Raw genomic sequence first — 25,337 nt, forward strand, 5'->3', positions numbered from 1 at the left:
CGACCTCTACGACCTCTACGACCCGATCAGCTCCGTCACCTCCCCGGGCGTCCAACGACCCGCCGCACCCGGCGCGCGGGCCAGGTACCGGGCGACCGCCGACGCGTCCCACGCCCCGGTGGCGAGCAGACCGCGGGCGAGGTGGCGCAGGTACGCCGCCGACGGCCGCACCGCCGTGACCTCGTCGAGTCGCCACGGCGCGGTGCAGGTCACCACCGGGAGGCCGTCCAGGAGGCCCGGGCACACCAACGTCTCGTAACGGCCGGGGCCCAGCTCGGCGCGGCCCTCCCGCAGCACCGTCGAGAGGTCGAGGTCCGTCCCCGGGGGCCGGTACATCTCCTGGGCGGCGATGTCGGAGAACTGCCCGACCGTGACCAGGTGGGCCCGGCCCCACAGCCGGCCGTCGGCGTACGGGTCGTAGAACGCCCGGCCACCGGTCCAGAGCGCGGACTCGGTCGCGAAGTACAGGGCGCCCGGCAGCAGCACCGCTTCGGAGCGCTCCGGCGGGCGCGGGTCACGGCACCCGGGACAGGCCCGGGCCGCGCCCGGTGGCCGACCGCCGCCGAGGTAGTGACGAAGCCTGTCCGTGTCGGTGTTGGACCCGTACGAGGCGTACCAGATCCGCTCGACGGGACCCACGGGCCGCAGTGCCGTGAGGGTGCGGACGGAACTCAAGGGTGCCTCCCTGGGACGGGGCGGACGGCGACCTGGGTAGCCACTCCAGTGGAACACCCGCACCGCGGTCCGCACCCGCGCCGGGGCCGAACCCACCGGTCGGCCGCCGCCCGCCGCAGGGCATGCTGAACGTCCGGACACCGATCGGGAGGGTCACGCACGTGCGCTGGGAAGTTCACGGGGAGCAGCAGCTCTACGGCAACGAGTGGTTGAGGCTGTGCCAGCTGGACGTCGAACAGCCGGACGGACGCCGGGTGGACTACTACGCCGTCCGGCTCAGGAACCTGGCGGTGGCCGCGGTGCTCAACGACCGCCGGGAGGTGCTGATGATGTGGCGGCACCGCTTCGTCACCGACTCGTGGGCCTGGGAGCTGCCCATGGGTCTGGTCGAGGACGGCGAGTCGCCCGCTGAGGCGGCGGCCCGCGAGGTGCTGGAGGAGACGGGCTGGCGCCCCGGTCCCGTCCGTCCCCTGATCTACGCGGAGCCCGCAGCCGGCATCACCGACACGCAGCACCACGTCTTCCGGGCCGACGGCGCCACCCGCGTCGGACCGCCCGCGGAGCGGAACGAGTCCGACCGCATCGAGTGGATCCCGCTCGACGAGGTCCGCGGGATGATCGACCGCCGGGAGATCGTCAGCAGCGGCACCCTGGTCGGCCTGCTGTACCTGCTCATGACCGAAGGAGCCGCAGACCCTGGGGGGTCTGAGGGGCCTGAGGGGTCTAAGAGGTCTGAAGGGGTTCGGTGAGGGGGGAGGCCGTCGGCGCGAGGACGAGCTTCCCGGCGGTGCGCTTCGATTCGATCGCCCGGTGGGCCTCGGCCGCCTCGGCCAGGGGGTAGGTGCGCTGGACCACCAGCCGCAGCCGGCCCGCCTCCACCCGCTCGGTGATCCCCTCCAGCACCTCCCCCAAGGGCCGGGCGGTGACCCAGGCGTAGCGCAGCCCACGCGCGGCGGCCTGCCGCTCGTCGGTCCCCGGATCGATCGACGCGCCGACGAGCAGACCACCCGGCCGCAGCACGTCGAGGGAGCGCGGCCCGTACGAGCCGCCGACCAGGTCCAGCACGGTGTCCACGGGGGCCACGGCGGTCCGGAAGTCGGTGGTCGAGTAGTCGACGAGTTCGTCGGCGCCCAACTCGCGCAGCAGTTCGTGACGGGCCGCCCGCGCGGTGCCGATGACATGGGCACCGAGGTCCTTGGCGAGTTGCACCGCGACATGGCCCACCCCGCCCGCCGCCGCGTGGATCAGGACCCGGTCACCGGGCCGGACCCGGGCCAGCACGGCCAGCGCCTGCCACGCGGTGAACGCGACCAGGGGCAGCCCGCCGGCGTGCACCAGGTCGAGGTTCGCCGGGGCGGGAGCCAGTACGTCGGCCGGTACGGCGGTGTACTCGGCGTACGCGCCGCGGCGTCCGAGCGCCGTCATCCCGTACACCCGGTCGCCCGGCGCGCACCGCGTCACCCCCGCGCCGACCCGCTCCACCACGCCGGCGACGTCGCTGCCGGGCGTCCACGGCAGGGCGACCAACTCCGGTACGCGGCCGGCCCGGAGGATCGCGTCACCCGGGTTGACCCCGGCACCGGCGACCCGGACCAGCACCTCCCCGGGACCGGGCTGCGGCACGTCGACCTCGGTGTGGACGAGCACTTCCGGACCGCCGAACGCGGACTGGACGATGGCATGCATACGGGCGGACAACAGGACTCCTCGTCAGTGGGTCAGGATGCGCCCATCGTCGGTCCGGGCGACGCCCGCCCGGAAGAAGGCACTTATCTGATAGCGAGGTTCCTCATGGATACCGGCTTCGACCTGAGGCGACACGGGGGCGTGGAGGTCTTCCTCCGCGACTGCCCCACCCGTGCGGTGCTGGAGCTGATCGCCAGCAAGTGGACCATGCTGGTCCTGGTGGTGCTGGAGGACGACCGGCCCGTGCGGTTCGCCGAACTGCGCCGGCGGTTGGACGGCGTGACCCCGAAGGTCCTGACGCGGACCCTGCGCGCACTGGAGCGCGAGGGGCTGCTGACCCGCACGGTGTACCCGACGGTGCCGCCGCGCGTCGAGTACCGGTTGACCGACCTCGGCCGGGAGCTGGGCGAACTGGTGCAGGGCATCACCGACTGGTCCCGCACGAACCTCACCGCTCTCCGGTCCGCGCGCAAGGAGTTCGACGAGCGCACCGACCCGCCGGCCCCGGACGCCGCCCCCTAGAACGAACACCCCGAGCACGCGGAAGGGGTGCCCCTGATGCGGGGCACCCCTTGTGACCAGCTACGTCGCTGGGCGCTGCGGAGACGGTGGGATTTGAACCCACGGTGACATCGCTGCCACGACGGTTTTCAAGACCGTTCCCTTAGGCCGCTCGGGCACGTCTCCCCGCGCCGTCCGACCGGAGCGGCGCGGGGACAAGAATAACGGGTCAGCTGCTGTCGCCCTCGCGTTCGCCCAGGACCAGGTCGACCGTGCGCTCCTTGCCGTCGCGCTCGTAGGTGATTTTGACGGCGTCACCCGGCTTGTGGGTCCAGATCTCACCGATCAGGGTGGGCCCGCTGTCGATCACCGTGTCGTCGAGCTTGGTGATGACGTCACCGGACTGGAGGCCCGCCTTGGCCGCCGGGCCGCCCGGGATGACGGAGTCCGAACCGCCGGCGCCCTCCTGCGTGATGGTGGCGCCGTCGCCGTTCTCCTCCAGGGAGACCGACGCGCCGATGACCGCGTACACGGGCTTGCCGGTCTTGATGAGCGTCTGGGCGACCGTCGTGGCCTGGTTGATGGGGATGGCGAAGCCGAGGCCGATGGAGCCCGCCTGGCCCGCGCCGCCCATGCCGCTGCCCGCGGACTGGATGGCCGAGTTGACGCCGATGACGGCGCCCCGCGCGTCCAGCAGCGGACCGCCCGAGTTGCCGGGGTTGATCGAGGCGTCGGTCTGGAGGGCGCTCATGTACGACGCCTTGCCGCTGCTGCCGCCGTCGCTGGAGGCGACGGGACGGTCCTTGGCGCTGACGATGCCCGTGGTGACCGTGTTGGACAGGCCGAAGGGGGCGCCGATGGCGATGGTGGAGTCCCCGACGGCGACCTTGTCGGAGTTGCCGAGCCGCAGCGGCTTCAGGTCGCCGGGGGCGTTCTTCAGCTTCAGGACCGCCACGTCGTACCCCTGGGCGCGGCCGATCACCTCGGCCGCGTACTTCTTCCCGTTGGAGAAGGTCGCGGACAGTTCGCCGCTGTCGGCCGCCGATGCCACCACGTGGTTGTTGGTGAGGATGTGGCCCTCGCGGTCGTAGATGAAGCCCGTGCCGGTGCCGCCCTCGCCGTCACCTCCCTTGGCGTCGATCGTGACGACGCTGGGCAGCGCGGCGGCGGCGATGCCGGCGACCGAGCCGGGCTCGCGCTTCAGGTCGGCCGGGCTGTCGGAGGCGGCGACCGTGGTCGAACCGGGGGAGTCGTCGTTGTTCTTCGCGACCTGGTAGCCGACGCCTCCGCCGAGGGCGCTCGCGACGAGCGCGGCGGCGGCGATGGCCACGACGAGCCCGCCGCGGCGACGGCCGGCCGGCTTGGCCCCCGGGGCGTCGCCGGGGTGACCGGCGGGGTGGGCCTCGGGATACGAGGAGCCCCAGCCCGTCCCGCCGTCGTTCCCGGCGTAGGCGGGCACGGTGGGCGGCGGCCAGTCCCCGACGGGCGCACCGGACTGCGCCGGGTACGCCGCGGCCGGCGGCTGCGGCGGCGGGTAGGAGGCGTACGCGGGCGCAGCGGGCTGCTCGGGGGCGCCCCCGGCGTGGGTTCCCGGGGCACCGGTGGTGGGCAGCGTCGCGGTCTGCTGCTCCGGCGCCTCCTGGTAGATGCCGTGGGTGCCGTCCTGGTGCGGATGGTCCGCGGGGGCGGCGCCCGGGCCCGGCCCGCCAGCCGGAGCCCCACCGGCGGGGGCCGCACCGGCCGGAGCCGCCCCGGCGGGGGGAGCCGCTTCGGCGGGAGCCGGGGGGTGAGTCGCGGGAGCGTCCACCGGCACGGGAGGTGCGGACGGCGCCGGGGGTGCCGGGGTGCCCTCGTTCTCGGTGCTCACAGCTTTCTCTCCTCGGTCCACGACTCGGTCGACGGTTCGTCGGTCACGCCTTGACGTCCTTGCTCCACTGTCCTGATCCGCTGACGGTCACGCCGCGTTCCGTCCACGGCCGTCACCGGTCCGCGGCGGACGTGGTGCCCCGTAGCCTTTCCCATGGGGCGTCAGGGCACCATAAGCCGATCCTGTGCGTACGATGACATTCTTTATGCCGGACATCTTGGACACGTTCACGGAAGGTCCCCCGGCCGGGCGAGACCCACGCCCGTGCGCCCTTCGCTCGGCCCCGGATGGCACGATGACGCGGTGACCCACGCAGACCGGCATCCGACCCGCCCCGTCCAGGTGGTGGCCCACCGGGGCGCCTCCGAGGACGAGCCGGAACACACCCTGGCCGCCTACCGGAAGGCCATCGAGGACGGCGCCGACGCCCTGGAGTGCGACGTGCGACTCACCGCCGACGGCCACCTCGTCTGTGTCCACGACCGTCGCGTCAACCGTACGTCGAACGGCCGCGGAGCGGTGTCGGCACTCGAACTCGCCGACCTCGCCGCCCTCGACTTCGGTTCCTGGAAGCGCCGCTCGGCGGGGCGGGAGGGCCCCGGCTGGGAGGAGAGCCCCGACTGGGAGAGCAGCCCGGAGCGGGCGGGCACCTCGGTGCTCACCCTGGAACGACTCCTGGAACTGGTCGCCGACGCGGACCGGCCGGTCGAGCTGGCCATCGAGACCAAACACCCCACCCGCTGGGCCGGGCAGGTCGAGGAACGCCTCCTCGACCAGCTCCGGCGCTTCGGGCTCGCCGCGCCGCGCTCGGCGGAGGAGTCCCCGGTACGGATCATGAGCTTCTCGGCACGCTCGCTGCACCGGGTGCGGGCCGCCGCTCCGGAGCTCCCCACCGTGCACCTGACGCAGTTCCTGACCCCCCGGCTGCGCGAGGGGCGGCTCCCCCGGGACGTACGGATCGCGGGCCCCTCGATCCGGCTGGTGCGCAACCACCCGGGACACGTGGCGAAGCTCCGACAGGCCGGTCACCAGGTGCACGTGTGGACCGTGAACGAGCCCGCGGACGTCGACCTCTGCGTGCGCCTCGGCGTCGACGCGATCATCACCAACCGGCCGGCGCAGGTGCTCGCCCGACTCGGCCGGACCCCGTAACCCGACCGGCCGCACCGGACCGGGCGGCCGCACACCGGACCGGACCGGACGAGACCGCACCGCACCGGCGTCCCGACCATGGCTGGAAACCGACCCGGGAGGCGACCGGAGCGGAGCCGGACGGGGGCTCGACGGGCACCCGGACGGCCGCGGTGCGGGAGCCTCCGGCGACCGACCGGAGGGGACGTCGATTACGGGGAGTGCGCTGGCGCGTTCGCTGTGTATCGAGGGGTCGCGAGTGCGACAGCCGGGTCCGGCGGGCCGGTTTCCGGTCCAGTCCAATGGGGCATCCACACGATGGCGTGGGGCGAAGGAGGTCTCGGGGGTGGCGTTGGTGGTGACACAGGAGGTACCCACGTCGTCGAGCATGGCCGTGCCCCATGGCCCTGCGGGCGTAGGGGAAGCCAGGCGCCGGATGCGGGCGCAGCTACGGGGCGGCGGAGTGCCGGAAGCGGTCGTCGACGACGCGGTGTTGGTCCTTTCCGAACTGCTGAGCAACGCGTGCCGACACGGCCGCCCCCTCGGTGACGCGTTCGCCGGCGACGGCGACGTCAGGGCGGCGTGGCGCACGGACGCGTCGGGCCGGCTGACGGTGGAGGTGACGGATGGCGGCGGTCCGACCCGCCCGATCCCGTCGACGCCTTCGGTCACCGCGCACGGCGGTCGCGGGCTGAACATCATCGGCGCGCTCGCCGACGACTGGGGCGTCCGCGACAACGACCGCGGCGAAGTGACCGTGTGGGTCGTGGTGCGGGACGACTCCCGCACCGACTCCCGCCGTACCGGCTCGCCCACCGGTTCCCGTAGCGAATCCCCCACCGGTTCCGGCACGGGCTCCCCCGCCGAATCCCGTACCGACTCGCGCACGGCGGATGTTCACGGCGATTTCGCTACGCGCGTCACATCACTCCAGGACACGGGCCCGTCGCTACGGGACACGGGCGCCACGCCGCTCGGGGACGCGAGCGCCATATCGCTCGGGGACACGGGCGCCGCATCGCTCGGGGGCGCGAGCGCCGCATCGATCCGGGACACTCCCGCTCCGGAGCGGGAGTTCGGCGATTCCCTCGCCCCCGACACGTTCGGCCACGACGACTGACCTCGTCCGCCCCGACGCACCCCACCGGCGCGGGGCGGGCGCTGTCGGCGGGAGCGGATAGGCTCGCGGAGTTACGAGACGAGCCGTGATCGGGAGACAGGCACGATGGCCAAGAAGCGCCCCCAGACGAAGGCCACACCGCGCTCCGCCAGCGCCGACGACCGGGAGGTCCCCGTCGTAGGAGCCCGCGAGCCCTGCCCCTGCGGATCGGGGCGGCGCTACAAGGCGTGCCACGGCCGCGCGGCCTCCCACGCAGCGACCGAGCTGGTCCAGCGCCCCTTCGAGGGGTTGCCCGGCGAGGGCGACTGGGTGGCGCTGCGCGAGCTGGTCCCGGCGGCGACGGTCGCCCTGACGCTCAAGGGCGGGCTGCCCGAGGGCGTGCCGTCGGTGACGCTGGCGACGGTCCTGCCGATGGCCTGGCCGGCACTGCGCCGCGACGACGGCTCGGTGCTGCTGGGCGTGCAGAACGACACCTCCTCCGGTGACATCAGCCGGGACCTCGCCGACACCCTGGAGCGCGCCCTCGTGGCCGAGCCGGGCACCCCGGTGCAGGGCCGCCGGGCGCCGGCGGACGGACCGCGCCTCCAGGACCTGATCGAGCCCGACAGCGCCTTCGAGCCGACCGTGCACCCGGGCTTCGAGTTCTGGGTTCCGGACGCGGAGAACGCCGCACCGGACGTCACCGCCTCCCTGGAGCGCGCCAACGAGGCGGCCATCCCGACGGTCAAGCTCGCCGGTGTGGACGCCGCGTACTGGTGCGAGACCCCGGAGAAGAACCACCTGCGCTGGGTCATGCCGTACCCCGAGGAGCAGCTGCTGGACGCGCTGGCCCGGCTGCACGCCGCCGGCGTCTCCTCACTGGGCGAGGGCACCCGGCTGGTCGGTTCGTTCCGGGCGCACGGTCTGACGGTCCCGGTGTGGGACCTGCCGACGGGCGTCACCGCCGAGGACGTCGAGAAGCCGGCGGCCGCGTTCGCGGAGCGGCTGGTGTCCGCCCTCGCCGTCGACGCGCCGTTGACCCCGGACGAGCGGCGGGCCCGCGGCGGTCTCACCAACCGTCAGGTCACCCTGAGCTGATCCGCCCGGCCGGAGGCGGTGCGTCGGACCGGTGGCAACACCGCCCCGGTCCGACGCACCGCGATGTCACCGCACGGCCCCGCACACCGCGAGGTCACCGCACCGGCCCTCCTACGCCGCACGCCCTCGTACGCCGCACGCCCCCGTACGACGGGTACGACGCCCCCCGGTACGACACGCGCCCCACACACACGGCCCCGCACCCGTACCCGCGGACACCCGCACCCGCCCCCGTACGGACGCACTCGCACGGGCATGCGTACGCACACCGCGGCGAACGATCCGCAGCCGTGCGTGAAGGGTGCGTCACTGACCGACCAGTCAGCATGCGGAACGGGTGACTCCTGTCACAACTACCCGCGCCCACGCGCAAATCGCTGGCCAAATAGGCGGCATCGAATTTGCTAACCGCCGATCTCTTGTTACGGTTCGGATAGCCCGGTTGCTGGTGCATCCCCCGTCGCCAGCAACCGGGCGCTTCCATGTCCGGGCCCGCGTGTCGCACCCGCCGGCCGGCACCCACCCCCTCATCAGCGCTTTCAACTCCCCCGCCGATCTACGGAGTTGTCGTGCCCCTGACCGGAGGGGCCTCGCGCACCGCATCGCCGGGCCGCGCCCCGCGGCGGCCCCGAGGGGCTCCCCGTCCCGCGGGGCTCGCCCCGCAGGGGTGCAGCGCGCCCGGTCGTCCGCGAGGGCCCCGCCCCCTCCCGCACCGCTCCGCGTTCGCCCGTGCGACCCCCGGGCCGACCCACCCTCGTCAACCGGCCATATCAACGGAGTCCGAAGCACCCGAAGTTCCCGCCACCACCCCCGACCGGCGGCCTCCGTCCGGCCGGCCCGCCGCAACCGCGGGCCCGGACGGGGCACGAACAAGCAGGCGAGCGAACGGACGAGCAAGCGGACAAGACGGCGGCGGCCCCGGGTCAGCCACCCCGGGACCGCCGCGCAGTCCGTCCACACTCCCCGCACCCGAGGCGACGGGTCCTAGAGTTCCGGCGCGTTCACCTCCGCACGGATGAGGGCGTCCACGACCCCGTCCACCACGGCCTCCACGTCCGGCACCCAGGGGCGCGCCGAACCGGGCAGCGGCGCCCGCTCCCACCGGACCTGACCCACGCCGGTCCCCGAGGGCGGCAGGGCGAGGTAGCCGCCCTCACCGTGGAACCGGAGCGAGCCCGGGACGTGGTCCTTCGCGTAGAGCAACTCGCCCAGCCGCTCGAAGGAGTACGGGGCGACGAGCAGCGCCCAGCGCTCCGGGGTCGCGATCACGGGGCCCAGGCGGATGCCCGCCCGGTCGAGCGCGGTGAGGGCGCGGGCCGCCGGGAGGGCGGGCAGACTGACGGCGCAGGGCGCCGCGCCGCCCGTGGCCAGGATGACGGGCGCCTGCGGACGGTTGGTCCACCACCAGCGCACCATCCGCTCGTCCGTGGTGGCCGCGAGCAGCCCGGGCTCGAAGGGGTGCGCCCCGGGCACCCCGCAGTCCGGGTCGGGGCAGGAACAGCCGGCACCGCGCGGCCGAGTCCCCACCCCCGGGAGTACGGGCCACTGCCAGAGCGTCGCGAAGGTCAGTGCCGCACCGATGACCTCGGGCCGCCCGTCATTGCGCCTGGACAGGAGCCCGCGTCGCCTTCCGAGGATCTCGCGCATGAGCGCTCGTTCCTTTCCTTGAACGCCGAAGACCACATCACAGCATGTGTCGATCAGTTGATCAGTTAACCGTGCACACGAAACGGCTGTTCGCCGTGCGTGCGTGCTGGCGCGTCACCACCCCTGCCTCAGGCACGGGGAGCCCCGAAGGGTCGATCCTTTGGGTGCGGCCGTTGCGCTGCCGCGTCTGGTTAGAGCATGGCCGTGGCATGGGGTGGCGGCGTCGGTCTCGTGCCGTCACGCGTCGTACTCGCTACCGGTGCCACGGACGATGGGGCACGGTCACTGCTGGTGATGACGCCCGGTTCCGTCGCCAGGTTCCACGACCGCGGTGTTCTGCACCGGGTCACTCCTGGCCTTCACCGATTACGTACCCATCAAGACCGCCATGACGCTCCGTCGAACAATGCCAGTCGACCGCAATGAGCCGTTCCCATGGGCAGTTTTTTGCCAACTTGCGATGTTGCCGAAAACCCCACGGACACCAGGGATCCCAGCAGGACAATGCTGGACATCCCCTCTCCACTCCGTGTAGATGTGGAGACATTGTCGGCACCGCGAAATGACAGGGGGTTTGCGATGCTATTCAGCATTACGCACCGGCCCGGGAGTCGGACACCATGACAACCCCCCCTCCGCCGAAAGTGGCCGGAATCGATTCTGCGGTTCCCGCCCCCGCGCACACTGTCACGCCCGTCGCTCCCACCTCGTCCCCCGCGGACCCGGGAGCCGGCCCCCCCGGGGACGAGCCGGCCGGCGGCGCCCCGGAGAGCGGGCCCGAGGGGGCCCCGCCCCCGCCTGCCGGAGCGGTCCTCCAGGACCGGTTGGCCGGATGGGTCTCGGACCTCACGACCCTGCACGAGCTGACCGAGTGCCTGACGCGTCGGGCGACGGTCGAGGAGGCGCTGCACGAGGTGCTGCGCGCCGGCGCGGCCCTCGTGGGCGCCCGGCGCGGGCTGGTCGTCCTCGAACCTGCTGACGGATTCGGGCCGGACACCACGGTCGGGCTGGGCCTGGCACGGGCGGACATCGGCCATATCGAGACAGTTCCGCGCAGCTCGACGTCGTACGGCCGACTCCTGGACGCACCTGCCGCGGACCACGAGATCGCCCACCCCGACCTGCTGCGCGACGACGCCGTCGACCCGCGCCACCGTGAGGTCGCCGCCCGTCTCGGCTACGCGGCCAGTTACGCACTGCCACTGACGGCGGAGGGAACCGGCCGGCTCGGGGCGGCCGTGTGGCTGTACGACGAACCCGCCGAACCGACGGAGCGCCAGCGCCACCTGGTCGGCCTCTACACCCGGCACGCAGGGGAGCACCTGGCGCGGCTCCTCGATCTGGAGCGGGCCCGCACCGCCGCTTCGGCGCTCACCACAGAGCTGTTGCCGAAACGGTTGGCCCGGGTGCCCGGGGTGCAGTTGGCCGTGCGCCACCACAGCGGTCAGCGCGGCGGCGGCGACTGGTTCGACGCCCTGCCGCTGCCGGAGGGCGCGCTGGGGCTGTCGGTCGGTTCGGTCACCGGGTCGGGGCCGAGCGCGGTCGCCGCGATGGGCCGGCTGCGGGCCTCGCTGCGGGCGTACGCGGTGATGGAGGGCGAGGACCCGGTGGCGGTCCTGTCCGACCTGGAGCTGCTGCTGCGACTGACCGAGCCGGCCCGCGGCGCCACCGCCCTGTTCGCGTACTGCGAACCCGCCCTGCGCAAGGTCACCTTGGCCGGGGCCGGGCACTGTCCGCCGCTGATCGTCGGCGAGCGGCGCACCGAGTACGTGGAGACCACGCTGTCGGCGCCGTTGGGGATGCTGGCGTGCTGGGAGGCTCCGAGCGTGGAGCTGCACCCCGAGCCAGGAGAAACGGTGCTGCTGTTCACCGACGGGCTGCTCCAGCGCACCGGGGACCCGATGGACCGGGCCTTCGCCCGACTGCACTCGGCGGCGGCCGGCGTGCCCGCGCGGCTCCGGGACGACCCCGGGGCGATCGCCGACCACGTGGTGCGGGCGATGGCGCCGCAGGGCCTTGAGGACCCGGACAGCGACGAGGACGTGGTGCTGCTGGCGGCCCGGTTCCGCTGAGCCGTTGAGCCGTCACGCCCGACGCTGACCGCCGCGCCCACCCCCGTACCACCGCACCGCGACGCCACCGCACCGACCCGGCGCAGGGTCCGGTCGCCCCGGTTCGGGGGGCGCGTCCGGGGGTGCCCCCCGTCCGGGGGTGCCCGGGACGCGACGGGACGGGAGCGCGGTCAGCAGCCCGCGATCACCGAACGCGAACCGTCGACCGCTCACCGTGTACATGGCAGATACACGGGCCACGCCTTCCGGCCACGACCCCCCTTCCGCACGACCGTACGATGGAGGGGGTCCAAAGCCGCATCCAAGGAGGAAGACCGTGTCGGAGGAGCTCAACCCGGAGAACCCGGAGGCCCCGGAGACCGCTGCAAGGCTCGCGAACCCGGAGAACCCGGAGGAGCAGGGCATCACGGGCGCTCCGGAGGGCACCGAGGAGGGGGAGCCGATCCAGCAGCGCAAGAACGGCCTCTACCCCGGCGTGTCCGATGAACTGGCCGAAAACATGCGGTCGGGCTGGGCGGACACGGAACGGCAGGATCTCGCCCCGATCCCGCAGGCGTCCGAGACGGCCGCCCGCCGGGCCGCCCTGTCCACACGCTTCCCCGGTGAACGCCTCGTCATTCCCGCGGGCAACCTGAAGACCCGCTCGAACGACACCGAGTACCCGTTCCGCTCCTCGGTGGAGTACGCGTACCTCACCGGCAACCAGACCGAGGACGGCGTCCTCGTGCTGGAGCCGACCGACACCGGGCACGACGCCACGATCTACCTGCTGCCGCGTTCCGACCGGGAGAACGGCGAGTTCTGGCTCGACGGCCAGGGCGAGCTGTGGGTGGGCCGACGCGACTCGCTCACCGAGGCCGCGCAGCTGTACGGCGTCCCCGCCTCCGACGTCCGCAAGCTGCCCGACGCGCTGCGCGCGGCGAGCGGCCCGGTCCGGGTGGTCCGCGGTTACGACCGGGGCGTCGAGGCGGCCCTCACCGACAAGGTGACCGGCGAGCGCGACGAGGAGCTGCGGGTCTTCCTCTCCGAGGCCCGCCTGGTCAAGGACTCCTTCGAGGTCGGCGAACTCCAGAAGGCGGTCGACTCGACCCTGCGGGGCTTCGAGGACGTCGTCAAGGTGCTCGACCGGGCCCAGGCCACCAGCGAGCGCTACATCGAAGGCACCTTCTTCCTGCGCGCCCGCGTCGAGGGCAACGACATCGGCTACGGCTCGATCTGCGCCTCCGGCGCCCACGCCACCACCCTGCACTGGGTCCGCAACGACGGCCCCGTCCGGGCCGGCGACCTGCTGCTGCTGGACGCGGGGGTCGAGACCCACACCCTCTACACCGCCGACATCACCCGCACCCTGCCGGTCGACGGAACCTTCAGCGAGCTCCAGAAGAAGATCTACGACGCGGTGTACGACGCCCAGGAGGCCGGGATCGCCGCGGTGCGACCGGGCGCCAAGTACCGCGAGTTCCACGACGCCGCACAGCGTGTCCTCGCCGAGCGGCTGGTCGAGTGGGGGCTCGTCGAGGGCCCGGTGGAGCGGGTCCTCGAACTGGGCCTCCAGCGCCGCTGGACGCTGCACGGCACCGGCCACATGCTCGGCATGGACGTGCACGACTGCGCCGCCGCCCGCACCGAGACGTACGTCGGGGGCACCCTGGAGCCGGGCATGTGCCTGACGGTGGAGCCGGGCCTGTACTTCCAGGCCGACGACCTCACCGTGCCCGAGGAGTACCGGGGCATCGGTGTCCGGATCGAGGACGACATCCTCGTCACCGAGGACGGCAACGTGAACCTGTCCGCCGCCCTGCCGCGCCGCTCCGACGAGATCGAGCGGTGGATGGCGGAGCTCCAGCAGGGCTGACCCACCGCGCCCGCGGCCCGGAACCCGCCCGCCCCGCACCCGGTCACCTCCGGGTGCGGGGCGGCAGTCGCTACCCTGACGGGCCACGGGCACCCGCGGGGGAACGCGAACGGGGCTCACCACCGGGGCCGGACCCACCTCCGCGGCCGTGCCCCGCGTCCGGGAGACGGCCGATGATCGAGCTGACCGACCCGCAACTCGTCGAACAGGACCTGGTCCTGACCCCCGCGGACGCCCTGCGGGACGTCCCCGCCGAGGGCGACCCCGCGGACCCGCCGCTCGCCGGACGGGTCCGGCTCGGCGGACCGCACGCGCTGCGGCTGACGCCCGACGAACTCGCCGCCGACCCCGACCTGGCCCGCTACGCCGAGGACCAGGCCGCCCTGTACGACCACTACCTGGTTCGGCTGTCGCTCACCTTCGCGCCCGAACCCCGTGGCCCCCGGCTGGAGTTCGCGCACCTCGGCCTGACCCTGTCGTCCACCGCGTTCGCCCCGCAGCCCGTCGCCCACTCGATGGACCCGGTGCGGCTCACCGACGCGGTGCAGGTCCAACGGGTGCGCCGGATCGGCCCGCAACTCTCCCTGCTCGGCGCCGACGCGTCCCTCGGCGAGGTGGGCCGCACCGTCACGTTCACCCGCAACCGGCCCCTCCTCCAGGCCCTGGACCTCGGAGGCTCCGCACCGGCCTGGGAGTTCCGGCGCACCGAGGCGACGGAACTCACCGGCAGTTACCCGCTGAGCCTGGTCGTCCGGTCGGGGGCCGGCGCCGTGACCGAACTGGGCTGCACGGTCACCGCCGGGGTGAAGGCGCCCCTGCTCCGGCGCTACCACCGCGTACTGCCCGACCCGCTGCGGCTGAACACGGTGTTGTAGGACCCCACGGCCCCCGAGGTGCCGCGCGGGGTCAGGCGATCGCCAGCGGGGCGGCGTCCGCTCGCCACTTGAGGGCCTTGTCGAAGCTGACGACCGCGCCCCCGCGGCCCGGCCGGTTGGTGAAGTGGACGTCGTCGGCCAACTCCCGGATGAGCAACAGCCCCCGCCCGTGCTCGGCGTCGTCCCCGGCGGACCCGGCGGACCCGGCGGACCCGCTCACCGCGGCGACGGGGTGCCCGGCGGGCACGGGACGGGGTCCGCGCCGGTGCGCCACCGGGAAACCGGGGCCCGAGTCGGCGACCTCGATCCGACACATCTCCCCGTCCAGGTAGGCCGACACCCGGTACGCACCCGGGGCGCCACCGGGATGCGGAGCGCCCCCGTGCTCCACCGCGTTGGCACAGGCCTCGCTGAGGGCGACCGACACCTCGTAGCAGACCTCCGGGTCCACCCCCGCCGTCTCCATCGTCCGCTGGAGCAGACGCCGTGCCAGCGGGACACTCGCCGCGTCGCACCGCAAGTGGACAGACCACGAGATGCTCATGCTCCGGGCTCCCGGCTGCGGTTCGACATACCGTTACGTATTGCCATCGGGGAGTGACCGCAATCGCGGCGTCGACGTGATGCCGCCCATACGGCCGACGCGCCGGACCGGGCGCCCGTGCACCAGGCGCCACCAGCGGATACCGCGGCCCCTTCGGCACCCGCCCCGGCGGCCACCGGCCGGTCGGCCGTACGGCGGCGGGGGCGCCCGTCCCGGATCGGACCGCCGGGGACCGACCTGCCGCACCGCGCTCCGCCGCCCAGTGCGATGATGACCCGGCCATGACTGCCCCCCACCCGTGCGAGGAACGCGCCGGGAGAGACCTCCGGCTGCTGCGGGCCGCGGTGTTCGCCGCGGTCTGCGTCGTGCTGTCCGCAGTCGGTCATGTGCTCGCCTCGTACCAGGCTGTTCCGCTGTGGACGGTGCTCGCGGGGTTCCTCGGGGTGTTCGTGGTGGCCGTGCCGCTCGCCGGACGGGCCCGGTCGCTGGCCGGGATCGCCGCACTGCTCGGCTTCGGTCAGCTCGTCCTGCACACCGTCTTCGGCATCGGCCAACACACCGGGGCGGGCACCGCGAGCGCGGCGTCGTCCGATTCCTGGCTGATCGCCCAGGCCGCCCAACTCGTCTGCGGGGCCGGCGCCTCGGCCATCGACCCGGTGCAGGCCCAGCGCATCCTCGACGCGTCCGCGGCGCTCCCCGGTACGGCCCTCGGCCAGGGGCAGCACTCCCTCGACGCGGCCGGGTCAGCCGGGCTCTGGGCCCTGCTGCCCACCCTGCCGATGCTCCTCGGGCACGTCCTGTCGGCCGCCGCGGCCGGCTGGCTGCTGCGGCGGGGCGACCTCGCACTGGTCCGGCTCGTCCGGCTCTCCGTGCAGGGCGTCGCCGAAGGCGCACTGATCCGTGCGCTGCGCGCCGCCCTCGCCTTCGTCCGGGCCCAGCTCGCGGGGCTCACCGGGGCGCCGGCGAACGGCCCCCGGACCACGGTCGTCGACCGGTCCCGAGTGCCCTGCCCGCGGACCGGGCCGCTGCACCACACGGTGATCCGGCGGGGGCCGCCGTTCACCGTGGCCTTCGGCGCATCTCCCGCGTAGCCGCGCTCACCGGCGGCTCCCGGGCACCGCGCTGACCGTCGCCGAACGGCAACGGACGCCGATCCCGGCACCGACCCGTTCCCCCGCACCGACCCGACCCCGACACGTCCACCGCGCCGCGCTCCGCCGCGCGGACCCACGCCGTGTCGGCGCGCCGGCGCCCGCCCGCACCCGCACCCGCACGCCCCGCGTGCCGCGGACGGACGTCACCGCGCCCGCATCCCCACCGGATGCGTTCCCGGGTCCCGGTGCGTCGGGCGCGACCCGGTGCCGACCGATCCGCCGTCGCGTGCCACCCCCACGCGCCTTCCCGCGTCTTCCCGGGCGGGCCCGATGGCACGGCCGCCGTTCTCCCTGCCAGTCCCACGCCCGTACCACCGAACCGCCGTGGACCGCCACGGCAACTGGAGTGCTTCCGCGATGAAGAAGTCCCGTGTGCTGCTGACCGCCGCCACCTCCGCGACCGCCGTGTTCGTGCTGTCGTCGCCCGCGTTCGCGCACGTCAGCGTGCAGCCCGACGGCGAGGCCGCCAAGGGTGGCTACGCGACGATCGGCTTCAAGGTGCCGAACGAGCGCGACGACGCCTCGACCACCAAGCTGGAGATCACCTTCCCCACCGAGCACCCCCTGGCCTCCGTGCTGCCGCAGCCCGTGCCCGGCTGGAAGGCCAAGGTCACCAAGAGCAAGCTCGACAAGCCGATCGAGGTCCACGGCAACAAGATCACCGAGGCCGTCACCAAGGTCACCTGGACCGCCGAGGGCAAGGGCGTCGAGCCGGGCTTCTTCCAGCGCTTCCCGGTCTCCGTGGGTCAGCTGCCCGAGAACAGTGACCAGTTGGTCTTCAAGGCCCTGCAGACCTACTCCAACAAGGAGGTCGTCCGCTGGATCGAGGCGCCCACCGAGGGCGGCGAGGAGCCGCAGTACCCGGCGCCCGTGCTGGCCCTGAGCGCCGCCGAGGAAGGCCACCACGGCGGCACCGGCGGGGACGCCAAGGACGCCGAAGGCTCCGAGGAGAAGGAGGCCAAGGCCGAGAAGGGCGAGAAGGACGCCGGCCACGGCCACGAGGACGGGGCGAAGGACACCGCGTCCTCGTCCCACGACAGCGACACCACGGCCCGGGTGCTCGGCATCGCCGGCATCGCCGTCGGCGCGGCCGGAGTGGCCTTCGGCGTGCTCGCCGGCCGCCGGGCGGCCGGCAGCGGCACCAAGAGCTGACCTCCGCCCACCCGTCGCGGGCCGGCGCCACCGCGCCGGTCCGCACCCCGACGCCCGGGGCGACACGGCCCGTCGGCCGGACGACCGGTCCGACCGACGGCCGCCCGTCGCCCTTCTGGAGAATTGCCCCATGCGTACCAAGACCCTCATCGCCTCCGCCCTGACCCTCACCGCCGCCCTCACCCTCACCGCGTGCGGCAGCAGTGACGGCGACTCCGACGCCGCCGTCACCGACAAGGTGGCCGTCGACACGAAGCGCCAGGCCGGCACCGTCCTCGACTCGCCCTTCACCAAGCCCGACTTCGTCCTCACCGACACCCACGGGAAGTCCTTCGACCTGCGGGCGAAGACCCAGGGCAAGCCGACCCTGATCTACTTCGGCTACACCAACTGCCCCGACGTCTGCCCGCTGACCATGGGCAACCTCGCCCAGGCCAAGAAGCAGCTCCCGAAGGCCGACCAGGACGAACTCCAGGTCGTCCTGGTGACCACCGACCCCGAGCGGGACACCCCGGCTTCCCTCGGCAAGTGGCTCAAGGCCCAGGACCCCGCCTTCATCGGACTGACCGGCGACTTCGACACCATCCAGGCCGGGGCCCGCCAGCTCGGCATCGCCATCGAACCGCCCAAGAAGAACGCCAAGGGCAAGGTCGAGTCGATGCACGGCAAGCAGGTCGTCGCCTTCTCGCCGAAGACCGACAAGGGGTACGTCCTCTACAACGGCGAAACCACCACCATCGACGAGTACGCCAAGGACCTGCCGAAGCTGATCAAGGGTGAGGCCCCGTGACCCGCCCCGCGATCCGCAGCGCCGTCCCCGGCGCCGTCCCCGGCGCGGTACGCCGCGCGGTCCGCCCCGTGCGGGCGACGGCCCTGGCCGCGGCCCTCACCACCGGGCTGCTCCTCACCGGCTGCGGCGGCGACACCGCCGACGAGGGCGAACCGCGGCTGTCCGTGGAGGGCGCGTACATACCCGCACCCCCCACCGCCGACCTCGCCTCCGGGTACTTCGTGGTCAGCAACTCCGGCGGCGCCGACCGGCTCACCTCGGTCACCACCGACCTCGCCGAGACGGTCACCCTGCACAGCACGGCCAACGGCCGGATGAAGGAGAAGTCCTCCTTCACCGTGCCGGCCGACGGCACGCTGGAGTTCGCCCGCGGCGGCAACCACCTCATGTTCGAGGAGCTGACCCGCAAGCCCGAGCAGGGCGACCGGGTCACGCTGAAGCTGCGTTTCGAGAAGGCGGGGGTCATCACCCTGGAGGTGCCCGTCCGCGAGGCCACGTACAACCCGGCGAACGGGAAGTCCGCGCCGTCCTCGCACCCGTCCGACGCTGACCACCACTGAGGGAAGGCCCGCCCGTGCAGACCGTCGCTCCCCGTCTGAGAACCGTGCTCCTGCTGTTCCTGTTCGTCACCGGGACACTGGTGACCGGCGCCGCTCCGGCCTCCGCGCACGCCGCGCTGACCGGCAGCGACCCGGAGCGGGGATCGGTGGTCGACACGGCCCCCGAACAGGTCTCGGTCACCTTCTCCGAGAACGTGGCCCTGGCCGACGACTCCCTGCGTGTGCTCGACCCCCGGGGCGACCGCGCCGACACCGGGCCCACCTCGGAGGTCGGCGCCACCTCGTACTCCGTGAAGCTCAAGCCGGGCCTGCCCAACGGCACGTTCACGGTGACGTACCAGGTGGTCTCGGCCGACAGCCACCCCGTCGCCGGGGCCTTCACCTTCTCGGTGGGGGCGCCGTCCAAGACGTCCGTGGCGGTGCCGGACCAGACGGCGGGCGGCGGCGTCGTCGGCACCCTGTACGACATCGGCCGCTACGTGTCCTACGCGGGGTACGTGCTCATGGTCGGCGGCGCGGTCTTCGTCCTCGCCTGCTGGCCGCGCGGCTCGGCCGTGCGGTCCGTCCAGCGGGTCGTCGTCGGCGGCTGGCTCGCACTCGTCGCGGCGACCCTGTGGCTGCTGGGGACCCGCGGCGCGTACCTCACCTCCGGCAGCCCCGGTGACCTCTTCGACCTGAAGCTCCTCGGCGAGGTCCTCCCGACGAAGACGGGCGCCGCTCTCGTCTCCCGGCTGCTGCTGCTCGCCGCCGCCGCGCTGTTCATCGCCGTGCTGTTCGGCGTGTACGCCCGGACGGTGGCGGATCGCGACGCCGCCCCCGGCGAGGACGAGCGCGAGGAAGGACCCGGGGACGGGGACGGGGCCCGGGACGTCGGGGTCGCCGAACGCGACCTCACGTTCGGCCTCGGGGTCGGCGGGGTCGTGGTCGCCGCCGGTATCGCCGCGACCTGGGCCCTGTCCGAACACGCCTCGACCGGTATCCAGACCGGGCTGGCCATGCCCCTCGACGTGGTGCACCTGCTGGCCGTCGCCGCTTGGCTCGGCGGACTCGTCACCCTGGTGACCGCCCTGTACCGGGCGCCCTCGATCGACGCCGTCGCGGTGCGCCGGTTCTCCGCGCTCGCCTTCGGCAGCGTGGTCGTCCTCGCCGCGACCGGGCTCTACCAGTCCTGGCGGCAGGTCGGCAGTTGGTCGGGCCTGACCGGTACGGACTACGGCCGGCTGCTCCTGCTGAAGGTGGGACTGGTCGCCGTGGTGCTCGGCGCGGCCTGGTTCTCCCGCCGCTGGACCGCACGCCTGTCGAACCACCCCGCCGGGACGACCACCGAGAACGCCCAGGGCGCCGAGGACACCGCCGGGACGGACGCTCCGGCCGCCGACGACGGCACCGTCCGCACCGCACCGGACCCTGCGAGCACTGACCCGGCGGACACCGACCCGACGAGCACAGACCCGACGGACACCGACGCGCCCGGTACCGAGCGGGCCGCCCAGCTCGCCCGCCAGCGCACCGCCGTGGCCACCGCACGGGTGAAGCGGGCCCGTGACGCCGACCCCGCCCGCTCGGGCCTGCGCCGCTCGGTCCTCGCCGAGACCTCCGTCGCGGTGGTGCTGCTCGCGGTGACCACCGTGCTCACCACGACCGAGCCGGCGCGCACCCAGGAGTCGGCGGAACGCGCCAGCACCAGCGGCGCCGCGAGGTCGGGACCGCTGAGCGTGGAGCTGCCGTTCGACACCGGCAGCGCCGAGGGCAAGGGCCTCGTGACGGTCGACCTGGCCCCCGGGTCCATCGGCAGCAACGGCCTGCACGTCTATGTGGAGCGGCCCAACGGGAGCGGCTACGACGTCCCCGAGATCAAGGTCGCCTTCACCCTGAAGGAGAAGGACATCGGTCCGCTGGCCGTCGCACCGGACCGCATCGCCACCGCACACTGGAGTGCCAGCGGAGTGCAGCTCCCGGTCGCGGGCGAGTGGGAGATCGCCGTGACGGTGCGGACCTCGGACATCGACCAGGTCACGGTGAAGAAGAACGTGAAGATCGGCTGAACCATGGCAGACCCCACCCGAACCACCCCTCCCACGCCGAAGAACGGGCCGCGGTCCGGGCCGCAGGTACCTAAGGACGGGCCTCAGGTCTCGGGCCCCCCGGCCACCGGCGGGCCCGGCGTCACCCGCCGCCGTCTGCTCGGCACGGCCGGGGCCACCGGCCTCGCACTCGGCGCGGTGGGCGCCGCCTCCGGCTACGCCCTCGCCGACTCGGGCAGCCCGGGAGCCACCCCGCTGTCCTCGGTCGGCGCGGACACGGCAATGTTTCACGGGAAACATCAGCCCGGGATCACCACCGCGATGCAGACCCACGGTCATCTCATCGCCTTCGACCTGGCGCGGGGGGCGGGTCGCAGGGAGGCGAGCGCCCTACTGCGCCGCTGGTCGGTCACGGCCGCACGGCTGATGGCGGGTGAGGACCGCGACGAGGACACGGGGGTCGCCCGGGACGCCGGCCCTTCGCTGCTGACGGTCACCTTCGGTCTCGGGCACAGCTTCTTCACCCGGACGGGACTGGAGAAGCAGCGTCCCGTGGCGCTCGATCCCCTGCCGGACTTCTCCTCGGACCGCCTCGACAAGGCACGCAGCAACGGTGATCTATGGGTGCAGATCGGGGCGAACGACGGACTCGTCGCCTTCCACGCCCTGCGCGCGATCCAGAAGCAGGCGGGCGACGCGGCCCGGGTGCGTTGGCAGATGAACGGGTTCAACCGTTCCCCGGGCGCGACCGCCCGGCCGATGACCGCCCGCAACCTGATGGGCCAGGTCGACGGTACGCGCAACCCGAAGCCGTCCGATCCGGACTTCGCCCAGCGGCTCTTCGTCCCCGACGAGCCGAGCGGCACCAGTACGGCCGAGGTCCCGGGCGGCGGCTCACCGGAGTGGATGGCGGGCGGCTCCTACGCAGTGGTCCGCCGCATCCGGATGCTGTTGGACTCCTGGGAGGACCTGCCCGTCAAGGAGCAGGAGGCGGTGATCGGGCGCCACAAGTCGGACGGCGCCCCGTTGACCGGGGGCGAGGAGACCACGGAGCCCGATCTGGAGAAGCTGGGCCCGGACGGTTCCTTGGTGATCCCGCTGGATGCGCACGCCCGGATCAGCCGTCCCGACGAGAACGGGGGCGCGGCGATGCTGCGCCGCCCGTTCTCCTACCACGACGGGTACGACGCGAAGGGCGCCCCGGACGCGGGGCTGCTGTTCGTCTGTTGGCAGGCCGATCCCGCCCGCGGTTTCGTCCCGGTGCAGCGCAAGCTGGACCGGGGGGATGCGCTGTCGCGGTTCATCCGGCACGAGTCGAGTGGACTGTTCGCCGTGCCGGGCGGCGCGGAGCGGGGCGGTTACGTGGGCCAGCCGCTGCTGGAGGGCTGAGCGCCGGGCCGTGACCGCGCCCGAGCCGGGGCCCCCGGCCCCGGCCCCGCACAGCGGAGACCGCGGGGCACCTCTGGGGGCGAGAGTGTCGGGCGCACTGGACCACGGGGCATCGCAGAGCCACGGGGAGGACCTCGACCGTGCGGAGCAAACGCGGGGCGACCGCCCATGAGCCCACTAGGGTGACCGTATGTCGGCCACGCGCTACACCTATCTGGGCCCCGAGGGAACCTTCACCGAGGCCGCCCTCCGTACGCTTCCGGAAGCCGCCACGCGGGAGCTGATCCCGATGGTTTCGGTGCCCGCCGCGTTGGACGCGGTGCGGGTCGGCAACGCGGCGGGGGCACTGGTCCCGATCGAGAACTCGGTCGAGGGCGGAGTCACCGCGACCCTGGACGAGCTGGCCAGGGGCGGACCGCTGATGATCTACCGCGAGGTGGTCCTCCCGATCGCCTTCGCGCTGCTGGTCAGGCCGGGTACCCAGCTGTCCGGGATCAAGACCGTGACCGGTCATCCGGTCGCCCAGCCCCAGGTCCGCAACTGGCTAGCCGCCCATCTGCCCGATGCCGTGTGGGAGTCGGCGGCGTCGAACGCGGACGGGGCGCGGCTCGTCCAGGAAGGGCGGTTCGACGCGGCCTTCGCGGGGGAGTTCGCGGCGGTGACGTACGGGCTGGAGGCCCTGGTCACGGACATCCACGACGCGGCGAACGCCGAGACCCGGTTCGTCCTGGTGGGCCGCCCCGCGCGACCGGCCGCGCCGACCGGGGCGGACAAGACGTCCGTGGTTGCCTGGCTGGGCGACGACCACCCAGGCGCGCTGCTCGCCCTGCTCCAGGAGTTCGCGATCCGGGGCGTCAACCTGATGCGCATCGAGTCCCGACCGACCGGCCAGGGCATCGGCAACTACTGCTTCTCCATCGATGCCGAGGGTCACATCACCGATCGGCGGGTGGGCGAGGCCCTGATGGGGCTGAAACGCACCTGCCCGCAGGTCCGTTTCCTCGGCTCGTACCCCCGGGCGGGCGTGTCCCCCGACGAGGTGACGCCCGTCCGGCCCGGCACCTCCGACCAGGAGTTCTCGGAGGCTTCGGACTGGCTTTCGTGGTCCCTGGACGGGCGTTTCTAGCCACTGATCGGGTAGTCGCACGTTCCCCTCACCCGTCCACCACTCGGCGGGGTTCCTTCGGGAAAAGTTATCCACAGCCCCCCGTGCATCCTGGGGACAAGTCGACAAGCGCGCCCACGGGCATCGACAAATCAGCTAGGCCGATTGGCCCCGTCCACAGAACTGCACGTCACACCCCATCCATGACTTCCCTTGATCAACCCGTGAGAGTGAAGGCAATTCACTCGAAAGTGAGCGGGAGAGTGGTTTCCTCCAAGGTTTCCTCGCTATGGGTGCAGTCGCTGGAATGATCAGCTCCGTCATCCACAGATCTCTCACACAGCCTGTGGATAACCTTCCCGGCACTCCCTCCCTGTGGACAACAGCCACCCGCCACCGTCACCAACTCCCCTTCCGCCCACGGGAAACGGGGTCAACCAGCGGCCCCGCACCTCACCGTCCCGAAGGAACAGGCACGATTTGTGGACGCCGGGTACGAAGCACTGCGCCCCTCCGGCACGCCTCGCCCCAGCCCACCCGCACCCCCGCGGCCACCACCACCGCACCCCCCGACGGTCACCGCACGAAGGATGACCACGCACCCCGCGAAACAGGTTCACGTCCGCTAAACGCCCCTGATTTCGCCACCCCCCGACCCACTCGTCAGCACCGGCGCACCCCGCCCATTTTCATCGGACCGCCATTCCCCACCGGCTTAACAATCCGACAATTAGGATATTGCTCACAGCGCGCAAAACGCAGTCGTGGGCCGGAAGCGGGCACCGGTAGCCTTGAGGGGTGATTGACCTTCGCCAGCTCCGTGAGGACCCCGACCGTGTCCGCGCCTCGCAGCGCGCCCGTGGAGAGGACGTCGACCTCGTCGACGCCGTGCTCTCCGCAGACGAGCGGCGCAGGTCCTCCGGGCTCCGTTTCGACGAGCTGCGCTCCGAGCAGAAGGCGCTCGGCAAGCTGATCCCCAAGGCCACCGGGGACGAGAAGCAGGAACTCCTCAAGAAGGCCGGCGAGCTGGCCGCCGCCGTCAAGGCCGCGAACGCCGCGCAGGACGAGGCCGAGGAGGAGACCAAGCGGCTCTCCCTCAAGCTCGGCAACCTGGTGCACCCCGACGTCCCGGTGGGCGGCGAGGAGGACTTCGTCGTCCTGGAGACCCACGGCACCATCCGCGACTTCGCGGCCGAGGGCTTCGAGCCCAAGGACCACCTGGAGCTGGGCGAGGCCCTCGGCGCCATCGACGTCGAACGCGGCGCCAAGGTCTCCGGCTCGCGCTTCTACTACCTCACCGGCGTCGGCGCCCTGCTGGAGCTCGCCCTCGTCAACGCGGCGATCGCCCAGGCCACCGACGCCGGGTTCATCCCGATGCTCACCCCCGCGCTGGTCCGCCCGCGCGCCATGGAAGGCACCGGATTCCTCGGCCAGGCGTCCGAGAACGTGTACCACCTGGAGAAGGACGACTACTACCTCGTCGGCACCTCCGAGGTCCCGCTCGCCGCGTACCACATGGACGAGATCCTCGACGCCGACAGCCTCCCGCTGCGCTACGCCGGTTTCTCGCCCTGCTTCCGCCGCGAGGCCGGCACGTACGGCAAGGACACCCGGGGCATCTTCCGGGTGCACCAGTTCGACAAGGTCGAGATGTTCTCCTACGTCGCGCCCGAGGACGCCGAGGCCGAACACCAGCGACTGCTGGACTGGGAGAAGCAGTGGCTCTCGGGCCTCGAACTGCCCTTCCAGGTGATCGACGTGGCCAGTGGCGACCTCGGCGCCTCGGCCTCGCGCAAGTTCGACTGCGAGGCGTGGATCCCCACCCAGGGCAAGTACCGCGAGCTGACGTCCGCCTCGAACTGCAACAGCTTCCAGGCCCGACGGCTGTCCGTGCGGATGCGGGACACCGCGGGCGGCAAGAAGGTGCTCCAGCCGCTGGCGACGCTGAACGGCACGCTGTGCGCGGTACCGCGGACGATCGTGGCGATCCTGGAGAATCACCAGCAGGCCGACGGCTCCGTGGTGGTGCCCCGGGTACTGCGCCCGTACCTCGGTGGCCGCGAGGTCCTCGAACCGAAGTAGGGCACCCGCGCGTCGGCGCCCGCCCCCGAAC

20 protein-coding genes, 1 tRNA gene and 1 pseudogene are annotated in these 25,337 nt (G+C 72.9%); 16 read left to right on the forward strand and 6 right to left on the reverse strand.

The annotated features are described in order from the left end of the window. Positions 1-15: 15 nt before the first annotated feature. Positions 16-675, reverse strand: a complete 660-nt coding sequence (locus tag ACFV88_RS02255; RefSeq protein ID WP_385485024.1) for a histone deacetylase — start codon at positions 673-675, stop codon at positions 16-18. A 161-nt stretch (positions 676-836) separates the two neighbouring features. Here ACFV88_RS02255 and ACFV88_RS02260 point away from each other — a divergent pair, with 161 nt between their 5' ends. After that, positions 837-1,424: an NUDIX hydrolase gene (locus tag ACFV88_RS02260; RefSeq protein WP_385485026.1), complete on the forward strand. Its 588-nt coding sequence runs from the start codon at positions 837-839 to the stop codon at positions 1,422-1,424. Here ACFV88_RS02260 and ACFV88_RS02265 read toward each other — a convergent pair. Then, positions 1,399-2,373, reverse strand: a complete 975-nt coding sequence (locus tag ACFV88_RS02265) for an NADP-dependent oxidoreductase (protein WP_385485028.1) — start codon at positions 2,371-2,373, stop codon at positions 1,399-1,401. The genes ACFV88_RS02260 and ACFV88_RS02265 overlap by 26 nt on opposite strands. Positions 2,374-2,466: 93 nt before the next feature. Here ACFV88_RS02265 and ACFV88_RS02270 point away from each other — a divergent pair, with 93 nt between their 5' ends. Next, the gene (locus tag ACFV88_RS02270) at positions 2,467-2,883 is read left to right on the forward strand and encodes a winged helix-turn-helix transcriptional regulator (RefSeq protein WP_385485030.1); all 417 of its coding nucleotides are present in this window, start codon (positions 2,467-2,469) and stop codon (positions 2,881-2,883) included. A gap of 78 nt (positions 2,884-2,961) precedes the next feature. On the opposite strand, the gene ACFV88_RS02275 is transcribed toward ACFV88_RS02270, so the two are convergent. Beyond that, a tRNA-Ser gene (locus ACFV88_RS02275) sits at positions 2,962-3,048 on the reverse strand. Between the two features lie 43 nt (positions 3,049-3,091). Beyond that, positions 3,092-4,729, reverse strand: coding sequence for a S1C family serine protease (locus ACFV88_RS02280; RefSeq protein WP_385485032.1), 1,638 nt, complete (start codon positions 4,727-4,729; stop codon positions 3,092-3,094). A 303-nt stretch (positions 4,730-5,032) separates the two neighbouring features. Between ACFV88_RS02280 and ACFV88_RS02285 the strand changes: the two genes are divergently transcribed. From ACFV88_RS02285 to ACFV88_RS02295, 3 genes and pseudogenes are all read left to right on the forward strand, one after another. Then, positions 5,033-5,881 (forward strand): glycerophosphodiester phosphodiesterase, encoded by an 849-nt coding sequence (locus ACFV88_RS02285; protein WP_385485034.1) that lies wholly within the window; start codon positions 5,033-5,035, stop codon positions 5,879-5,881. Positions 5,882-6,119: 238 nt separating this feature from the next. Then, a pseudogene (locus ACFV88_RS02290) lies at positions 6,120-6,641 on the forward strand (ATP-binding protein); the annotation flags it as partial. Positions 6,642-7,085: 444 nt separating this feature from the next. Next, complete coding sequence (locus ACFV88_RS02295) at positions 7,086-8,057, forward strand: DUF5926 family protein (RefSeq protein WP_385485036.1); 972 nt, start codon at positions 7,086-7,088, stop codon at positions 8,055-8,057. A gap of 984 nt (positions 8,058-9,041) precedes the next feature. Here ACFV88_RS02295 and ACFV88_RS02300 read toward each other — a convergent pair. Continuing rightward, on the reverse strand, positions 9,042-9,704 hold the full coding sequence (locus ACFV88_RS02300; protein ID WP_385485038.1) for a bifunctional DNA primase/polymerase: 663 nt from the start codon (positions 9,702-9,704) through the stop codon (positions 9,042-9,044). 620 nt (positions 9,705-10,324) lie between these two features. Here ACFV88_RS02300 and ACFV88_RS02305 point away from each other — a divergent pair. From ACFV88_RS02305 to ACFV88_RS02315, 3 genes are all read left to right on the forward strand, one after another. Next, a complete protein-coding gene (locus tag ACFV88_RS02305; protein ID WP_385485040.1) occupies positions 10,325-11,776 on the forward strand; it encodes a PP2C family protein-serine/threonine phosphatase in 1,452 nt (483 codons plus the stop codon). A 316-nt stretch (positions 11,777-12,092) separates the two neighbouring features. Then, on the forward strand, positions 12,093-13,631 hold the full coding sequence (locus ACFV88_RS02310) for an aminopeptidase P family protein (RefSeq protein WP_385485042.1): 1,539 nt from the start codon (positions 12,093-12,095) through the stop codon (positions 13,629-13,631). 173 nt (positions 13,632-13,804) lie between these two features. Next, entirely contained in the window at positions 13,805-14,506 is a 702-nt protein-coding gene (locus ACFV88_RS02315) for a hypothetical protein (RefSeq protein ID WP_385485043.1), read from the forward strand. A 31-nt stretch (positions 14,507-14,537) separates the two neighbouring features. Here ACFV88_RS02315 and ACFV88_RS02320 read toward each other — a convergent pair whose 3' ends face one another. Then, the gene (locus tag ACFV88_RS02320; protein WP_385485044.1) at positions 14,538-15,050 is read right to left on the reverse strand and encodes an ATP-binding protein; all 513 of its coding nucleotides are present in this window, start codon (positions 15,048-15,050) and stop codon (positions 14,538-14,540) included. 281 nt (positions 15,051-15,331) lie between these two features. Here ACFV88_RS02320 and ACFV88_RS02325 point away from each other — a divergent pair, with 281 nt between their 5' ends. From ACFV88_RS02325 to serS, 8 genes are all read left to right on the forward strand, one after another. Then, complete coding sequence (locus tag ACFV88_RS02325) at positions 15,332-16,141, forward strand: hypothetical protein (RefSeq protein WP_385485045.1); 810 nt, start codon at positions 15,332-15,334, stop codon at positions 16,139-16,141. 420 nt (positions 16,142-16,561) lie between these two features. Then, the gene (locus ACFV88_RS02330; protein ID WP_385485046.1) at positions 16,562-17,356 is read left to right on the forward strand and encodes a YcnI family protein; all 795 of its coding nucleotides are present in this window, start codon (positions 16,562-16,564) and stop codon (positions 17,354-17,356) included. A 130-nt stretch (positions 17,357-17,486) separates the two neighbouring features. Continuing rightward, the gene (locus ACFV88_RS02335; RefSeq protein WP_385485048.1) at positions 17,487-18,146 is read left to right on the forward strand and encodes an SCO family protein; all 660 of its coding nucleotides are present in this window, start codon (positions 17,487-17,489) and stop codon (positions 18,144-18,146) included. A 68-nt stretch (positions 18,147-18,214) separates the two neighbouring features. Beyond that, positions 18,215-18,706: a copper chaperone PCu(A)C gene (locus tag ACFV88_RS02340; protein ID WP_385485193.1), complete on the forward strand. Its 492-nt coding sequence runs from the start codon at positions 18,215-18,217 to the stop codon at positions 18,704-18,706. Positions 18,707-18,720: 14 nt separating this feature from the next. Continuing rightward, complete coding sequence (locus ACFV88_RS02345) at positions 18,721-20,751, forward strand: copper resistance CopC/CopD family protein (RefSeq protein WP_385485049.1); 2,031 nt, start codon at positions 18,721-18,723, stop codon at positions 20,749-20,751. Positions 20,752-20,754: 3 nt separating this feature from the next. Further along, positions 20,755-22,119: an iron uptake transporter deferrochelatase/peroxidase subunit gene (gene efeB, locus ACFV88_RS02350; RefSeq protein ID WP_385485051.1), complete on the forward strand. Its 1,365-nt coding sequence runs from the start codon at positions 20,755-20,757 to the stop codon at positions 22,117-22,119. A gap of 190 nt (positions 22,120-22,309) precedes the next feature. Continuing rightward, positions 22,310-23,245 carry a prephenate dehydratase gene (gene pheA, locus ACFV88_RS02355; RefSeq protein WP_385485053.1) on the forward strand — a complete coding sequence of 312 codons (936 nt, stop codon included), beginning with the start codon at positions 22,310-22,312 and terminating at the stop codon, positions 23,243-23,245. Positions 23,246-24,022: 777 nt separating this feature from the next. Then, positions 24,023-25,306 carry a serine--tRNA ligase gene (gene serS, locus ACFV88_RS02360; RefSeq protein WP_385485055.1) on the forward strand — a complete coding sequence of 428 codons (1,284 nt, stop codon included), beginning with the start codon at positions 24,023-24,025 and terminating at the stop codon, positions 25,304-25,306. The last annotated feature ends 31 nt before the right edge of the window (positions 25,307-25,337 follow it).

Source organism: Streptomyces sp. NPDC059816, assembly GCF_042732055.1.
Classification (GTDB): Bacteria; Actinomycetota; Actinomycetes; order Streptomycetales; family Streptomycetaceae; genus Streptomyces.